This window comes from Methyloversatilis sp. RAC08 (assembly GCF_001713355.1).
Classification (GTDB): domain Bacteria; phylum Pseudomonadota; class Gammaproteobacteria; order Burkholderiales; family Rhodocyclaceae; genus Methyloversatilis.
The window spans coordinates 3063440-3078178 of sequence record NZ_CP016448.1; the positions used below are offsets into that span (position 1 = coordinate 3063440).

The 14739-nt window shown below is 66.5% G+C and carries 15 protein-coding genes; 9 read left to right on the plus strand and 6 right to left on the minus strand.

Features of this window, described 5'->3' with window-relative positions; genetic code table 11:
* Positions 1-135: 135 nt before the first annotated feature.
* Positions 136-351 (minus strand): hypothetical protein, encoded by a 216-nt coding sequence (locus BSY238_RS14045; protein ID WP_069039687.1) that lies wholly within the window; start codon positions 349-351, stop codon positions 136-138.
* A 177-nt stretch (positions 352-528) separates the two neighbouring features.
* Between BSY238_RS14045 and BSY238_RS14050 the strand changes: the two genes are divergently transcribed.
* Genes BSY238_RS14050 through BSY238_RS14060 form a run of 3 tightly spaced genes read left to right on the plus strand, consistent with a single transcriptional unit; the run spans position 529 to position 3546 of the window.
* Positions 529-1347, plus strand: coding sequence for an IclR family transcriptional regulator (locus BSY238_RS14050; RefSeq protein WP_069039688.1), 819 nt, complete (start codon positions 529-531; stop codon positions 1345-1347).
* Positions 1348-1402: 55 nt separating this feature from the next.
* Entirely contained in the window at positions 1403-2902 is a 1500-nt protein-coding gene (locus BSY238_RS14055; RefSeq protein WP_069039689.1) for a sensor histidine kinase, read from the plus strand.
* A complete protein-coding gene (locus tag BSY238_RS14060) occupies positions 2899-3546 on the plus strand; it encodes a response regulator (RefSeq protein WP_069039690.1) in 648 nt (215 codons plus the stop codon). The genes BSY238_RS14055 and BSY238_RS14060 overlap by 4 nt, the downstream gene beginning before the upstream one ends.
* Before the next feature lie 289 nt (positions 3547-3835).
* On the opposite strand, the gene uvrA is transcribed toward BSY238_RS14060, so the two are convergent.
* A complete protein-coding gene (gene uvrA / locus BSY238_RS14065) occupies positions 3836-6685 on the minus strand; it encodes an excinuclease ABC subunit UvrA (RefSeq protein WP_069040705.1) in 2850 nt (949 codons plus the stop codon).
* A 235-nt stretch (positions 6686-6920) separates the two neighbouring features.
* Here uvrA and BSY238_RS14070 point away from each other — a divergent pair, with 235 nt between their 5' ends.
* Positions 6921-8270 (plus strand): MFS transporter, encoded by a 1350-nt coding sequence (locus BSY238_RS14070; RefSeq protein WP_069039691.1) that lies wholly within the window; start codon positions 6921-6923, stop codon positions 8268-8270.
* Positions 8271-8391: 121 nt separating this feature from the next.
* Entirely contained in the window at positions 8392-8919 is a 528-nt protein-coding gene (gene ssb, locus BSY238_RS14075) for a single-stranded DNA-binding protein (protein ID WP_069039692.1), read from the plus strand.
* Positions 8920-8953: 34 nt separating this feature from the next.
* Here the strand turns inward: ssb and BSY238_RS14080 are convergent, their stop codons facing one another.
* Entirely contained in the window at positions 8954-9871 is a 918-nt protein-coding gene (locus tag BSY238_RS14080; protein WP_069039693.1) for a DMT family transporter, read from the minus strand.
* Between the two features lie 145 nt (positions 9872-10016).
* On the opposite strand from BSY238_RS14080, the gene BSY238_RS14085 reads away from it, so the two are divergent.
* Positions 10017-10439 (plus strand): CBS domain-containing protein, encoded by a 423-nt coding sequence (locus tag BSY238_RS14085; RefSeq protein WP_069039694.1) that lies wholly within the window; start codon positions 10017-10019, stop codon positions 10437-10439.
* 130 nt (positions 10440-10569) lie between these two features.
* On the plus strand, positions 10570-11199 hold the full coding sequence (locus BSY238_RS14090) for a trimeric intracellular cation channel family protein (RefSeq protein ID WP_069039695.1): 630 nt from the start codon (positions 10570-10572) through the stop codon (positions 11197-11199).
* A gap of 37 nt (positions 11200-11236) precedes the next feature.
* Here the strand turns inward: BSY238_RS14090 and BSY238_RS14095 are convergent, their stop codons facing one another.
* Both BSY238_RS14095 and BSY238_RS18550 read right to left on the minus strand, forming a co-directional pair.
* Positions 11237-11776: a glycine zipper 2TM domain-containing protein gene (locus tag BSY238_RS14095; RefSeq protein ID WP_069039696.1), complete on the minus strand. Its 540-nt coding sequence runs from the start codon at positions 11774-11776 to the stop codon at positions 11237-11239.
* A gap of 23 nt (positions 11777-11799) precedes the next feature.
* Positions 11800-11949, minus strand: coding sequence for a hypothetical protein (locus BSY238_RS18550; protein ID WP_190295020.1), 150 nt, complete (start codon positions 11947-11949; stop codon positions 11800-11802).
* 226 nt (positions 11950-12175) lie between these two features.
* Here BSY238_RS18550 and BSY238_RS14100 point away from each other — a divergent pair, with 226 nt between their 5' ends.
* Entirely contained in the window at positions 12176-13105 is a 930-nt protein-coding gene (locus BSY238_RS14100) for a DUF808 domain-containing protein (RefSeq protein ID WP_069039697.1), read from the plus strand.
* Positions 13106-13123: 18 nt separating this feature from the next.
* On the opposite strand, the gene trhO is transcribed toward BSY238_RS14100, so the two are convergent.
* Complete coding sequence (trhO, locus tag BSY238_RS14105) at positions 13124-13840, minus strand: oxygen-dependent tRNA uridine(34) hydroxylase TrhO (RefSeq protein WP_069040706.1); 717 nt, start codon at positions 13838-13840, stop codon at positions 13124-13126.
* Positions 13841-13910: 70 nt separating this feature from the next.
* Here trhO and BSY238_RS14110 point away from each other — a divergent pair, with 70 nt between their 5' ends.
* Complete coding sequence (locus tag BSY238_RS14110; protein ID WP_150124018.1) at positions 13911-14609, plus strand: VIT1/CCC1 transporter family protein; 699 nt, start codon at positions 13911-13913, stop codon at positions 14607-14609.
* Positions 14610-14739 lie beyond the last annotated feature (130 nt).

Sequence of the window (14739 nt, forward strand, 5' to 3'; positions counted from 1 at the left end):
AGGAGGTGGCGGGCAAGTTGCCCAGCGTGCGGTCGTGATGATCAGATGGCGTCGTCCCCAACCGGACAGCCCGCCCATCGGCAAGGCTGCAAGCCAGCCGGCGCGGTGGCGTGAATGTGGCCGCGACGGCGGTGTTCAGGTGCGGCCCTGCAGCCCGTCGATGCGCTTCGCCGTGGCGGATGGCGTTTCGCAGCCGGGGCTGCCGCCCGTGTGCGACACCGTCAGGTCGCTGCATTGTTCGATGGTGGTCAGGAAAAAGAAATCGCGCGACTCGATGAAGCCCGGGTGCTCGGCCCGGATGTCGGACTGATCCTGCAGCGTGCGGTGCTGCGCGCCGAAGAGCGGGGCCATGTCTCCTCCTGAGTCAGGAAAGCTGTCCGATGAACGGACAAACCGGTTGTTCGAGGTCTTGTTGTGTGAGGCCGATGCTAGTGTTCGCATCTGCATGCGGCAATAAGGTGGCGCTACATAGGTGTCCGCATATCGGACACAGGTTTGCGTTTGAATGGACAGGGGGCGGATGGCCGGATGAACGGACGAGCTTCAGCGCAGCGCGGCGCGGTGGACGAGGCGCCGGCAGGCAGCCTGCACCGCGCACGCCTGCTGGTGACCACGATTGCGCGCGGCTCGCGCCGCGGCAGCCTGCTGACTGAACTGGTCGCGCGCACCGGTCTGCCGCGGGCGACCATCCATCGCGTGCTCGACATGTTGATCGACATCGGCTGGGTCGAGCGCGATCCGCTGACGCTGCGCTTCAACCTCGGCCGCGATCTGGCCGCGCTCGGCTATTCGGCGGTCAGCCGCCAGCCGGTCGAACGCTCGGCGGCGACCGAACTGAGCGCGCTGGCCGAAGCGCTTGATCAGGTGGTGTTCCTGAACATCCGCAGCGGACTCGACAGCGTGTGCATCGGCCGCTACGACACGCGGTCGCAGGTGCAGGTCGGGCGCGGTGACGTCGGCCTGCGCACCGCGTTCGGCGTCACGCAGAGCTGCATCGCCATGATGTCGCGCCTGCCGGAAGCGGAGGTATGGGAGGTGGTGCGCATCAATCTGTCGCGCTTTCACCGCGTCGAGCGCTATGACGAAACGCGCCATCGGGCGGCGATCGAATTCGCGCTGAAGCACGGCTACAGTGCGTTCGACGGCATGGTGCTGGACCGCAGCACCAGCGGCATGGGCGTGCCGATCTGCGATCCGGGCGGCTATCCGGTGGCTGGGATCGGCACCACCTTCATCAGCGCCTGGCTGGACGAAGCGGGGCGCGCCGCCTGTCGTGCGCAGATGCTGGCGGCGGCGGCGCGCATTGCGCAAAGGCTGTTCGGGCTGCCCGCAGGTGTTGCCGACTGAGCGTCGGTCGTCGCACGGGCAAGATGCCCGCGCTGCGCGCGGCTAAACTCCGGTGATGAAGCGCGGCGCGAACCTGAAACTGACACTGATGCTGCGGATCACGTTGCTCGCCGTGGCGATCGGCGCGCTCACCTCGGCCGGCCTGATCTGGCGCACCACGACGCGGCTGCAGGCCGAGGCGGTGCGCAATGCCGATCTGGTGTCGCGGCTGATCACCGACCAGATGTCGCGTCAGTTGAGCGGGCTTGAACTGAACATCGGCAAGCCGGACCTCGCGCGCTTTGCCGAGTTTTCCGAAGTGACCCGGCTGTGCGTGCAGTACTTCGACCTCGAGGGTGCGCTGTCGGCCAACAGCTGTCAGCAGGAGTCGCCGCCGTCGCAGGACGCCGCCCAGGCGCCGGCCTGGTTCCGCGAACTGATCCGCTACATGCTGAACCGGCGCATCGATCGCAGTGCCGACACGGCCGTCGTCGACGGTGAAGCGCCCGGCGTGAAGGTGGGGCGGCGCGTGCTGTGGTACCAGCCCTACGGCGTCGGTCTCGACGTCGGGCGTGCGCCCGGACTGAAGATGGGCGAAGTGCTCATCCGCGTCGACGCCGATCGCGAAAGCGCGGCCGTCTGGAACGAGATCACGCGCCTGCTGATGTGGGCGGTGCTGGCGCTGCTGGCGTTCAATGTGCTGATCTACGTCAGCATCAGTCGCGCGCTTCGCCCGGCGGCGGCGGTGCTGGACGGTCTGGGCAAGCTCGAACGCGGCGATCTTGACGCGCGGCTGCCGGCATTCGAACTGATCGAGTTCGACCGCATCGGCTCGGTGTTCAACGCGATGGCGGGCAATCTGAAACAGAAGACGCAGGAACAGCAGCGGCTGGCGCAGAGGCTGCTCACCGTGCAGGAAGGTGAGCGCCGGCGGCTGGCGCGCGAACTGCACGACGAGTTCGGACAGAGCCTGGCATCGATCAGCGCCGAGGCGGCCTGCGTGGTAGACGAAGCGGGGCGGCCGCAGCCGCAGCCGGATGCGTTGCGCGCCAGCGGACAGACGGTGCTGCGCACGGTCGGCGGCATGATGGAATCGCTGCACGGCATCCTGCGCGAACTGCGGCCGGTCGGACTGGACGAGTACGGGCTGATCGCCGGCCTCGACAGGCTGGTCCGCATGTGGGACGCCCAGGCACGCGGCCGCTGCAGTTACCGGCTCGACGTGAGCGGCGATTTCGCCGACGTGCCGGATGACATTGCGATCAATCTTTACCGCATCGTGCAGGAATGTCTGACCAACGCGGCCAAGCATTCGGACGCGACGGCCGTCGACGTGCAACTTGAACGGCGCGCGGCGAGCGACGACATCCGGCTGCGCGTCAGCGACGACGGCGTTGTGCGCGGGCCTGACCTGCCGGCGCCACAGGGCTCATCCGGTGGTTTTGGCCTGATCGGCGTCAAGGAAAGGGTGATCGCGCTCGGCGGTCGCGTGCAGTGGTCGGCGCGCGAACCGCAGGGGCTGGCGGTCGATATCGTCGTACCCTGGCAACTGACCGATGGGGGACTGGCGGCATGACGGACACACCGGTCAGTGTGCTGCTGGTCGATGACCACGCGGTGGTGCGCGAAGGTTACCGACGACTGATCGAGCGGCATCCGCCGCTGACCATTGCAGCCGAAGCCAGCTCCGGCGAAGAGGCCTACCGGCGCTACGTCGAACTGGCGCCCGATGTGGTGGTGATGGACATCACGCTGCCGGGTGCCAGCGGTATCCAGACGCTGCAACGCATCGTGCAGCGCGACCGCGATGCGCGCGTGCTCATCTTCACCATGCACCGCGACGCCACTTTCGTCGAAAAGGCGCTCGAATCAGGCGCGCTCGGCTACGTCACCAAAAGTTCGCCACCTGACCTGCTGGTCGAGGCGATCTGCGCGGTGTACCACCGCCGGCAGACGCTGAGCCCTGACGTTCAGGCGGAGCTGGCGGCGCTGCGCCGCGCCGGCACTACCGCGAAGAATCCGCTGGCCGCACTGAGCGCGCGCGAGTTCGAAATCCTGCGCATGCTGATCGCCGCGAAATCGCGCGAGGACATCGCCGACACGCTGCACATCAGCGTGAAGACGGTGTTCAACATCCACTACCAGATCAAGTCCAAGCTCGGCGTGTCGACCGACATCGAGCTGATGCACGCGGCGCGCCAGCTCAAGCTGATCGACTGAGCGAGGCCCGGGCCCTACCGGACCGGCACTCAGCCCTCCGCCGAAAGGCGGGACCCGGCTGGTTGGCTCGCGTCGCGATCACGTTCGAACCTCGGTCGTTGGGCATCGCTGCGCTCACCCCAACCTACGCATCGCCCAGCCCGTAGGTTGGGGTGAGCGCAGAGATACCCGACAAATCGCGTCGAGCCCGCCCGACGCATCGTCCAGCCCCGTAGGTTGGGGTGAGCGCAGCGATGCCCAACACGCCGCGCTCAACCGCGCAATTCATCGCCTGGCGCCACCCGGCCGCTCAGCCGGCGGCCGCACCCAGCTGGCGCCGCGCATCCTTTTCGAGCAGCGGCGCCAGATAGCGGCCGGTGTGCGACGCCGGCTCGGCGGCGACCTGTTCGGGTGTGCCAGTGGCGACGATGAGCCCGCCGCCGGCACCGCCTTCCGGGCCGAGATCGATGATCCAGTCGGCGGTCTTGATCACGTCCAGATTGTGTTCGATGACGACGATGGTGTTGCCCGCGTCGCGCAGCCGGCCGAGCACACCGAGCAGCATGTCGACGTCGTGGAAGTGCAGGCCGGTGGTCGGTTCGTCGAGGATGTACAGCGTGCGGCCGGTGTCGCGCTTGGACAGCTCCAGCGCCAGCTTGACGCGCTGCGCCTCACCGCCGGACAGCGTGGTCGCGCTCTGGCCGAGGCCGATGTAACCGAGCCCCACTTCGACCAGCGTTTCCAGCTTGCGCGCGACCGTCGGCACGGCGTCGAAGAAGTCGCGTGCCTCGGTCACCTTCATCGACAGCACATCGTGGATGGTTTTGCCCTTGTAGCGGATGTCCAGCGTTTCACGGTTGTAGCGACGCCCGTTGCACACGTCGCATGGCACGAACACGTCGGGCAGGAAGTGCATTTCGACGCGCACCAGCCCGTCACCCTGACAGGCTTCGCAGCGGCCGCCCTTCACGTTGAACGAAAAGCGGCCCGGACCGTAGCCGCGCGAACGCGCTTCGGGCACGCCGGCGAACAGTTCGCGGATCGGCGTCAGCAGGCCGGTGTAGGTGGCCGGGTTGGAGCGCGGCGTGCGGCCGATCGGCGACTGGTCGACATTGATCACCTTGTCGAACAGGTCCAGCCCCTCGATCGCATCGTGCGCCGCCGGCAGCGCGGCCGAGCCATACAGGTGGTGAGCGGCCGCTGCATAAAGCGTGTCGTTGATCAATGTGGACTTGCCCGAGCCCGACACGCCGGTCACGCAGGTCAGCAGCCCGACCGGGATCGCCGCGTCGGTGCCGTGCAGGTTGTTGCCTCGTGCGCCACGGATGTGCAGCCAGTCGTCCTTCGCCGATGTGCGGCTGGACGGCACCGCGATCTGCTTGCGGCCCGACAGGTAGGCGCCGGTCAGGCTGGCTTCGCAGGCTTCGATGTCGGCCGGCGTGCCCTGGGCGATCACCTCGCCACCGTGCTGGCCGGCGCCGGGGCCCATGTCGACCACGTGGTCGGCCATTTCGATCGCTTCCTGGTCGTGTTCGACCACGACGACCGTGTTGCCGAGATCGCGCAGGCGCGACAGCGTGCCGAGCAGGCGTGCGTTGTCGCGCTGATGCAGGCCGATCGACGGTTCGTCGAGCACATACATGACGCCGGTCAGGCCGGAGCCGATCTGGCTGGCCAGCCGGATGCGCTGCGCCTCGCCGCCGGACAGCGATTCGGCCGAACGGTCGAGGCTGAGGTAGTCCAGCCCGACGTCGATCAGGAAGCCGAGCCGGGCAGCGACCTCGCGCATGATGCGGGCGGCGATCGCGGCGCGTGCGCCATCCAGTTCCATGTCGTCGAAGATGGCCTTGCAGGCGCGCAGCGGCAGCCCGGCCAGTTCCGGCAGCGTGTGGTCGGCCACCCGCACATGGCGCGCATCGCTGCGCAACCGTGTGCCCTTGCAGTCCGGGCACACCTTGGTATTGCGGTATTTGCCCAGTTCCTCGCGCACCGCGACCGAATCGGTTTCGCGGTAGCGGCGTTCCAGATTCGGCACCACACCTTCGAACACGTGCTCGCGTATCGTCGCGCGGCCGGATTCCGACAGGTAGCGGAACGGAATGCGGACCTTGTCCGAGCCGTTGAGCACGATGGCCTGCAACGTTGCATCCAGCTCGTCGAACGGGGTGTCGATGTCGAATTTGTAGAAGCCGGCCAGGCTGGACAGCAGCTGGAAATAGAACTGGTTGCGCCGGTCCCAGCCGCGGATGGCGCCGGAGGCCAGCGACAGGTGAGGGTGGGCGACGATGCGCACCGGGTCGAAGAAGGTGACCATGCCCAGACCGTCGCAACTGGTGCAGGCGCCGGCCGGGTTGTTGAACGAGAAAAAGCGCGGTTCCAGTTCCGACACGCTGTGGCCGCACACCGGGCAGGCGAAGCGGGCCGAAAAAAGCTGTTCGGCGTCGCTGTCCATGTCCAGCGCAATGGCGCGCCCTTCGGCCTGCTGCAGTGCGGTTTCGATCGATTCGGCGAGGCGCTGGCGCATGTCGGGGCGCACCTTCAGCCGGTCGACGACGACGTCTATGGTGTGCTTGATGTTCTTGTCCAGCTTCGGCAGGGCATCGATATCCATCATCCTGCCGTCGAGGCGCACGCGCACGAAGCCGCGCGAACGCAGCTCCGAAATCAGCTCGACCTGCTCGCCCTTGCGCTCGCTCACCACCGGCGCGAGGATGGCCACCTTGCTCTCCTCCGGCATCTCGAGCACCGCATCGACCATCTGCGACACGCTCTGCGCGGCCAGCGGTGCGCCATGTTCGGGGCAGTGGGGTGTGCCGACCCGCGCGAACAGAAGACGCAGATAGTCGTGGATTTCGGTCACCGTACCCACGGTGGAGCGCGGATTGTGGCTGGTCGCCTTCTGTTCGATCGAAATCGCCGGCGACAGCCCCTCGATCAGGTCGACATCCGGCTTTTCCATCAGCTGCAGGAACTGCCGCGCGTAGGCGGACAGCGATTCCACGTAGCGGCGCTGGCCTTCGGCGTACAGCGTGTCGAACGCCAGCGAACTCTTGCCGGAGCCCGAAAGCCCGGTGATCACGGTCAGCCGGTCGCGCGGGATGTCGATATTGATGTTCTTCAGATTGTGGGTGCGCGCCCCACGAATGCGTATCCAGTCCATCAGCCCGCCCGGTTTCATGCAACCGGCTATGAGAACCCATTTTGCCGGGAAAGGCGAGAAGGGCAGGAATCAAGATTCAGGATTCAAGTGCAAGGGGCATCGCGCGATCGGCTTGTCCGCGCGTCGGCGTCGCGCGCAGAAAAGAGTCCGGTCGGGCGCATCAGACCTTGCCGGCTTGCTAGAATCCCGGCTGATCGTTTTCCTGCCTCACATGACTCCCCCGACAAAAGACCGCATGACCCGCACGGAACTGCGCGCGGGGGCAGCGCTGGCATTCATCATTTCCCTGCGCATGCTGGGGCTGTTCCTCGTGCTGCCCGTGTTTGCGGTGTTCGCGCGCACGCTGCCGGGCGGCGACAACATCTTCTGGGTCGGCCTGGCGTTCGGCATGTTCGGTCTGGCGCAGGGCGTGATGCAGATTCCGCTCGGCGCGGCCTCGGACCGCTTCGGTCGCAAGCGCATCATCGTGATCGGCCTGCTGCTGTATGCCGCAGGCAGCGCGATGGCCGCGTGGGCGCCCGACATCAACTGGATGATCGCTGCCCGCATCCTGCAGGGCAGCGGCGCCATTTCGGCCGCGGCCACCGCACTGGTGGCCGATCTGGTGCGCGACGAACATCGCACCAAGATCATGGCGGTCATCGGTACGTCGATCGGGCTGGTGTTCGCCGGCTCACTGGTGCTGGCACCGGCGCTTTACGGCTGGATCGGCATGGAAGGCATCTTCCTGCTGATCGGCGGCCTCGCGCTGGCCGGCATCCCGCTGCTGCTGTTCGTGGTGCCGGACCCGGAACATGCGCCGGTCGTGAAGCCCGCGCCGTTCGCGCGGGTGTTGGGTGACCGCCAGCTGATGCGGCTGAATTTCGGCATGTTCGTCGTGCACATGGTGCAGATGGCCATGTTCCTGATGGTGCCGCTCGCACTCGTGCAGGTGATGGACCTGCCGGTCGCCGAGCACTGGACACTGTACTTCCCGATCGTGATCGCCAGCTTCATCTGCATGATTCCGGCCATCATCTGGGCCGAACGCAAGTCGCGCGTGAAGACCGTATTTCTCGCGTCCATTGTCACGCTGATCGTGTCGCAGGTGATGTTCCTGCTGCATCTCGACCTCGCCTTGGTGCTGATCGGCGGCCTGTTCGTGTTTTTCGTGGCGTTCAACCTGCTCGAAGCCACGCTGCCGTCGCTGGTGTCGCGCATCGCGCCGCCGGACGCGAAGGGTGCGGCGCTGGGCGTGTTCAACACCGCGCAGTCCTTCGGTGCGGCGACCGGCAGCGCGGTCGGCGGAGCCATTGCGCTGCGCTTCGGCGAAGATGGCGTCTATCTGTTCTGTACCGTGCTGGCGGTCGTGTGGCTGCTGTGGGCACGCAGCATGAAGCCGCCGCCGGTGGTCGCACTGCGCGAGTATGCGATTGGCGACCATGTCGATCTGGACCGTCTGCGTGACCAGATCAACGACCTGCCCGGCCTGCGCGAGGTGCGCATCGAGGCAGAGCGGCGCATGGCTTTCCTGAAGGTGAATCTGGAACTGTGGGACGAAGACGTCGTGCGCAGGCTGCTCGACCAGCCGGTCGCCGGTACCTGAAATTATGCAAAGGGCGTAATCTGTCCGACGCGTAGCAAGATGCGGCGCGCAGCGCCGTTTTGATCAAGCAGTCCGTGGGCCCCGTCGGGACCCGCGCTCAAGACACTCCGGGGGACAAATCATGGCTTCAGTGAACAAGGTCATTCTGGTCGGCAATCTCGGGAAAGACCCGGAAACCCGCTACGCGCCGAATGGCGACGCAATCTGCAACATCACCGTCGCGACGACCGACAGCTGGAAGGACAAGGCGACCGGCGAAAAGAAGGAAATGACCGAGTGGCACCGCGTCGCCTTCTTCGGCCGGCTGGCCGAAATCGCCGGTCAGTACCTGCGCAAGGGCTCGGCAGTGTACGTCGAAGGCAGCCTGCGCACCCGCAAGTGGCAGGACAAGGACGGCAACGACCGCTACACGACCGAAATTCGCGCCGACCAGATGCAGATGCTGGGCAGTCGCCAGGGCATGGGCGGCGGCGGTGCCGGCAGCGAAGGCTACAGCGGCGGTGCCGGCGGCAGCGGTGGTGGCGACGATTTCGATCAATCGCCGCGCCAGGCGCCCGCCGCACGTGCGCCGCAGAAGCCTGCTCCGCAGTCCGCTCCGGCCAGCAGTTCGGGCGGCTTCGGCGGCATGGACGACGACATCCCGTTCTGATCCGGCCTGCACCGGATCAACGGGATGGCGCGCCTCAGGGCGCGCCATTTGTCTTTTTGCGCCCCGGTCTGACCGCCACGAAGGCGCCGGCCGATACGAACAGCAGGCCGGCGATCAGCCAGCCGGACAGCGCCTCGCCCAGCAGTGGCGCGGCCAGCACGCCGGCGATTACCGGCACCAGCGCCACCAGCGCGCCGGTGCGTTGAGCCCCCAGCACTGCCACCGCCTTCAGGAACAGCACCATGGCGACGATGGTGACCGCCACGCCCTGGTAAAGGCCCTGCAACGCGAGCATCGACGGCGGTACGGCGTCGAGCGCTTTCGGCAGCCACAGCAGATAGACCGGCAGGAATACCAGGGCGGACGCCAGTGCGACGAAGCGGGTCAGCGTCCATGGGTCGTAGGCCCATTTCCTGGCCAGCACCGAGTAGATGGCCCAGGCGAGCGAGCTGCCGAGCAGCAGCGCATCGCCGAACAGCAGATCGGGTGTCCAGCTGCCATGACCGACCAGTTCGTGTCGCGCCACGCAGGCGATGCCCACGGCGATGAACACCAGTCCGGCGACGCTGGCGCTGCCGGGCCGTGCGCCGCTGATTGCCCAGGCGACGGCGGCGATCAGGAAGGGCTGCATGCCGGGCAGCAGGATGGCGCCGTGGGCGGCCGGGGCGAACTTGAAGGCGGCGAAGGCGAGCACGCCGTAGAGCAGGCCGCCCATCATGGCCAGCACCCAAAGCCTGACGTCGCGCCAGGCGCCGCGTGGCAGGCTACCGGCGAACGGCAGCAGGATCAAGGCGGCTGTGCCCAGACGCAACGCCAGCGTGTCATAGGGCGTCAGGGCGCTTTTTCCGCCCATGCGTGACACGAGGATGAAGCCGGTCCAGATGGCAACGGTGCCGGCGGCGGCGAGATAGCCGCCCAGACGGGATGACGGGGAGGCTTCGGTGGAACTCATGGCATGAAGGAAGGGGCGGGCGGACGAGAGCTTAGCCGAGCCGGCACCCGGAAGGGCCGGAAGCTGATCAGGCTCAAGATATGAAACGTAGTCCGGACTATTGTTTGATCACGGGGCATGGGCTCCGATTCAAGCGGGAGCAGACATGAAGAAGCGTTGCATCGAACTTGTCATCAAGGATCAGGATCCGCTGCTGCTGAGCACCGGACAGACGGTAGGCGACGCCTGCCGCCGCATGTGGGAACGTCGCGTCGGTGCCGTGCTGGTCGTCAATGATCAGGGGGCGCTGGCCGGCATCTTCACCGGCCGCGATGCAGTGCGCATTCTGGCCGAGGCGCACGATGGCCCGGACACCCGTCTGGCGGTCGCGATGACGCCGAATCCGCGCACCATCGGTCCGGCCGAAACGTCGCTCGACGCCTTGCGCGCGATGAGTGACGGCGGCTACCGCCACCTGCCGGTGGTCGAGGGCGGGCGCATTCTTGGCGTGGTGTCGCGCGGCGACTTCAATGGCGTGGAATTCGAGCGCCTGGGTGACGAAACCAGCCTGTGGGAACGCATCTGCTGACTGAAGGAGGTGGCTGGCAATCCGGAACCTCTGATCCGCCTGCGCCAGGCGCAGGCGGATTGCGGACCGTGATTTTCTGCCTGCAAGCGTGATGCACGAATCAAATGCGAACAGGCCCTAGAATCGCGCGATGCCCAGATTCCAGCTCCTGATCGCCGCGATCGAATTCGCAGCCACCCTTGCATTTGCCCTGTCCGGTTTCATCGAAGCGGCGCGCCGTCGAATGGACGTGGTCGGGGTGTTCGCGGTCGCCTTCATCACCGCGTTCGGCGGTGGTACGGTGCGCGACGTGCTGCTCGACCGCCGGCCCTTCTTCTGGGTCGAACATCAGGCCCATGTGTGGCTGATCTTCCTGCTGTCGCTGGCCGCCGTGCCATGGCTGCGCGCGCGCCACCACCGCTTCACCGAGCGCGCCATCCTGATTCCCGATGCGCTCGGGCTCGGCCTGTTTACCGTCACCGGCGTCGGCCTGGCTTACGAGGCGGGCATGCCGGTTTTCGTGTCGGCCATGATGGGCGTCATCACCGGCGTATTCGGCGGCGTCATGCGCGACGTGATCTGCAACGAGGTGCCCTATGTGTTCCGCGACCACCGGCCGTATGCGCTGTGCGCATTCGTCGGCGCCTGGGCCTATCTGGGCATGAACGCGCTGGACGTCACGCCGCTGGTGTCGCTTGGCGTGGCGGTGATGCTGATCGCCGGTCTGCGCCTGCTGGCGGTGCTGACCGGCTGGTCTGTCCCGGGCTGGCGCGAGGACTGATCCCGGACGCATCGGCTGACTTGCGCAGGTGCCGACGTCAGGTTCGCTGCAGGCTGCCGTCGACCACGCGCACCCGGTCTCCGGCGCGCACAGCGGTATCAGCGCCCTCGGTGAAGCTGCGCTGCTCGCCGTTGTCCATGCGCACGCTGACGCGGTAGCCGGATACATGTTCGTTGCGGTTCTTTTCGATCGTATGGCCGGCAACAGCACCACCGACCGCGCCGACTGCAGTGGCGACCTTGCGGCCGCTGCCGCTACCGATCTGGTTGCCGAGCAGGCCGCCCACGACACCGCCCACGGCTGCACCGACACCGCTGGCTTCACCCTCTGCCACGATGGGCTCCACCGCAATCACTTCGCCCAGATCGGCGCGAACAGCGGGTGCCGGCTTTGCAGCAACCGTGCGCGGCTCGCCCGACTTCCGGGTTTCCGAGGCTGCGCGTTCCTGCCTTTCCGGCTCCGTGGAACCGGACTGCGGGCCGATCGGGAAGGTGGATTGCGGATCGCACGCGGCGAGCATGACGCAACAGGTGATCAGGCCGGCACAGCCGGCGATTTTTCTGGCGGTCTGTTTCATGTATGTCGGTCTCGTGGTCAGGTTCAGTGATTCAGGATCCGGGTCAGTGACAGCAGGCTTTCGCTGGCCGCTGCGGCGGCCTGCTCGACCGGACCGTCGTCCGGGCCGGTTACGATCAGCGCGACGGTGGCAATGACCATCAATGCGCACATCAGAAGTTGGGCGGCGGACATCGATCTCTCCGGTCGGTATTCAATCGGGTGGTGAAGTGGATGGCATGAAGCCGTGACCAGAGCTTAAGAGTGGCGCTGCGGGCAGCCCGTCAGCATCGGGCGCACCTGCTGTCGGCGACGTCCTACAGGGATGCTCGGGCGCCGGTGCAGACGGTCTTCGGGTAGGATGCGGCGCGTCTCATGCCGGGCGGATCCGCGCGGCAAACCTCCACAACGGGATATCGATATGGCTGGCGCCAGCCTTCTTGCACTGATCGACGACATCGCCAGCGTGCTGGACGACGTATCGGTACTGACCAAAGTTGCCGCAAAAAAGACCGCCGGTGTGCTGGGCGACGATCTGGCGCTGAATGCGCAGCAGGTGGCGGGCGTGAAGGCGGATCGCGAATTGCCTGTGGTGTGGGCGGTCGCGCTGGGTTCGGTGCGCAACAAGCTCATACTTGTGCCGGCAGCGCTGGCGATCAGCGCCTTCGTGCCGGCGGCGGTCACGCCGCTGCTGATGGTGGGCGGATTGTTCCTCTGTTACGAAGGCTTCGAGAAACTGGCGCACAAGTTCCTGCACAGCCCGGACGAGGATGTGGCGCAGCGCAAGGAACATCTGGCGGCGCTTGCGGATGCCGAAATCGATCTGGTGGCGCTGGAAAAGGACAAGATCAAGGGCGCGATCCGGACCGACTTCATCCTGTCGGCGGAAATCATCGCGATCACGCTCGGCACCGTTGCCGATGCGCCTTTCGGCACCCAGGTCGCCGTGGTGGCGGGCATCGCCGCCATCATGACCATCGGCGTGTACGGTCTGGTGGCGGGTATCGTGAAGCTGGACGACGGCGGGCTTTACCTCAGTCGTTCAGGCTCGGCGCCGCTGCGCGCCTTCGGGCGCGGCATCCTGACGGCCGCGCCGTGGCTGATGAAATTCCTGTCGGTCGCCGGCACGGCGGCGATGTTCCTGGTCGGCGGCGGCATCCTGACGCACGGCATTGCGCCGCTGCACGACGCGATCGGCCACCTGACCGAAACGGTAACGCAGTCTGCGGGCACGGTGGCCGGCGTGCTGCTGCCCTTTGTTGCCGACGCGCTGACCGGCATCGTCGCCGGCGCGCTCACGCTGGCCGTTGTGCTGGGCGTCAGGAAGCTGCGCGGCCCCCAGGCCGCATGAGGTTCGGCGCAAGCGCGCTCAGCCAGCGGGAGTGAGGTCTGGCTTCAGTGCGCCGCGCTCGTCGAACACGACGCAGTGACCGTGCCAGTGGGCGCCGCCCACTTCTTCGAAGTAGCGCAGGATGCCGCCTTCGAGTTGATACACCTGCGTGAAGCCGGCCTTCTTCATCAGCGGCGCGGCTTTTTCGCAGCGGATGCCGCCGGTGCAGAATGTGACGATGGGCGTGTCCTTCAGGTCGGCGTACCGTTCGAGCGCCGCCGGGAACTGGCCGAAGCTGTCGACACCCGGGTCGAGTGCATGGTCGAAGCTGCCCTGTTCCACTTCCCAGCGGTTGCGCGTGTCGATGATGACGAAACGGCGCCCCTCGTCATACCAGCGCTTCAGTTCCGCCGGCGGCAGATAGGGTGCAGGCGTCTCGGCCGGATCGAAATCCGGCGCGCCAACGGTGACGATCTCCTTCTTCAGGCGCACGCGCAGACGCTTGAAAGGCACCGTGTCGGAATAGCTCCATTTCGCATCGAGCCCGGCCAGACGCGGGTCTTGCGCCAGTTCAGCAAGGAAGGCACGAAGATCGTCGGCCGCGCCGGCGAGAAAGAGATTGATGCCCTCGGTCGCCAGCAGAACGGTGCCCAGCAGACTGCGTGCCTGCGCGGCCTCATGGATGCGCCTACGCAGCGTGTCGCGCTCGTCAAGTCGTACGAAGCGATAGGCGGCGATATTGGCGAAACGGGGCATGAGTGACTCGGTCAGCACGGCGGGAAAGTATACCGTGTGGTCTTTAGACAATATCGATGGCTGAACCATGATGATTCGTGCCCCGCGCAAGGAAATGCATCGCAGCCACCGCAGTGGCTGGCTACGCGCTGCCGTCCTCGGGGCCAACGATGGCGTGGTGTCGACCGCCAGCCTGATCGCGGGCGTGGCGGCGGCGCACGCGACGCCCCAGGTCGTGCTGCTGACCGGCGTGGCCGGGCTGGTGGCTGGCGCGATGTCGATGGCGGCTGGCGAATACGTGTCGGTCCATTCGCAGGCGGACACGGAACGGGCGGACATCGAGCAGGAACGGCGCGAACAGGAAAGTGATCCGGTGCACGAAATGAGCGAACTCGCAGCCATCTACGTCGGGCGAGGGCTCGATCCGGTGACCGCGGACGAAGTGGCCCGCCAGTTGATGAAGCGTGACGCGCTGCAGGCGCATGCGCGCGACGAACTGGGCATTCCGGTCGACGGCCAGGCGCGTCCGCTGCAGGCCGCGCTGACATCGGCGCTGGCCTTTGCGGCGGGCGCCGGCATCCCTCTGCTCGCCGTGGTGCTGGCCACGGAAGACACCATGACCACGGTGGTGACCGTCTCGTCACTGGTTTCGCTGATGCTGCTCGGTGCGGTCGCGGCGCGCGTGGGCGGCGCGTCACCGCTGCGCGGTGCGCTCCGCGTCACGTTCTGGGGCGCTGCGGCCATGGCACTGACTGCGCTGGTCGGATCCTGGTTCGGTGTTGCAGTCTGAGCCGAATCCCGAGTGGCTCATGGGTCGGCTGGACGCACATCCCCCGGATCGCCATGGCTTCGGCGATCGCGGTTCCGGTCACATTTCAACGCGTCGATTCAACCGCTGCAACCTGAAGATGTCGTCTAGC

Coding starts and splice junctions, on each gene's coding strand:
- BSY238_RS14045 (WP_069039687.1), bottom strand. CDS start 351: ATGGCCCCGCTCTTCGGCGCGCAGCACCGCACGCTGCAGGATCAGTCC.
- BSY238_RS14050 (WP_069039688.1), top strand. CDS start 529: ATGAACGGACGAGCTTCAGCGCAGCGCGGCGCGGTGGACGAGGCGCCG.
- BSY238_RS14055 (WP_069039689.1), top strand. CDS start 1,403: ATGAAGCGCGGCGCGAACCTGAAACTGACACTGATGCTGCGGATCACG.
- BSY238_RS14060 (WP_069039690.1), top strand. CDS start 2,899: ATGACGGACACACCGGTCAGTGTGCTGCTGGTCGATGACCACGCGGTG.
- uvrA (WP_069040705.1), bottom strand. CDS start 6,685: ATGGACTGGATACGCATTCGTGGGGCGCGCACCCACAATCTGAAGAAC.
- BSY238_RS14070 (WP_069039691.1), top strand. CDS start 6,921: ATGACCCGCACGGAACTGCGCGCGGGGGCAGCGCTGGCATTCATCATT.
- ssb (WP_069039692.1), top strand. CDS start 8,392: ATGGCTTCAGTGAACAAGGTCATTCTGGTCGGCAATCTCGGGAAAGAC.
- BSY238_RS14080 (WP_069039693.1), bottom strand. CDS start 9,871: ATGAGTTCCACCGAAGCCTCCCCGTCATCCCGTCTGGGCGGCTATCTC.
- BSY238_RS14085 (WP_069039694.1), top strand. CDS start 10,017: ATGAAGAAGCGTTGCATCGAACTTGTCATCAAGGATCAGGATCCGCTG.
- BSY238_RS14090 (WP_069039695.1), top strand. CDS start 10,570: ATGCCCAGATTCCAGCTCCTGATCGCCGCGATCGAATTCGCAGCCACC.
- BSY238_RS14095 (WP_069039696.1), bottom strand. CDS start 11,776: ATGAAACAGACCGCCAGAAAAATCGCCGGCTGTGCCGGCCTGATCACC.
- BSY238_RS18550 (WP_190295020.1), bottom strand. CDS start 11,949: ATGTCCGCCGCCCAACTTCTGATGTGCGCATTGATGGTCATTGCCACC.
- BSY238_RS14100 (WP_069039697.1), top strand. CDS start 12,176: ATGGCTGGCGCCAGCCTTCTTGCACTGATCGACGACATCGCCAGCGTG.
- trhO (WP_069040706.1), bottom strand. CDS start 13,840: ATGCCCCGTTTCGCCAATATCGCCGCCTATCGCTTCGTACGACTTGAC.
- BSY238_RS14110 (WP_150124018.1), top strand. CDS start 13,911: ATGATTCGTGCCCCGCGCAAGGAAATGCATCGCAGCCACCGCAGTGGC.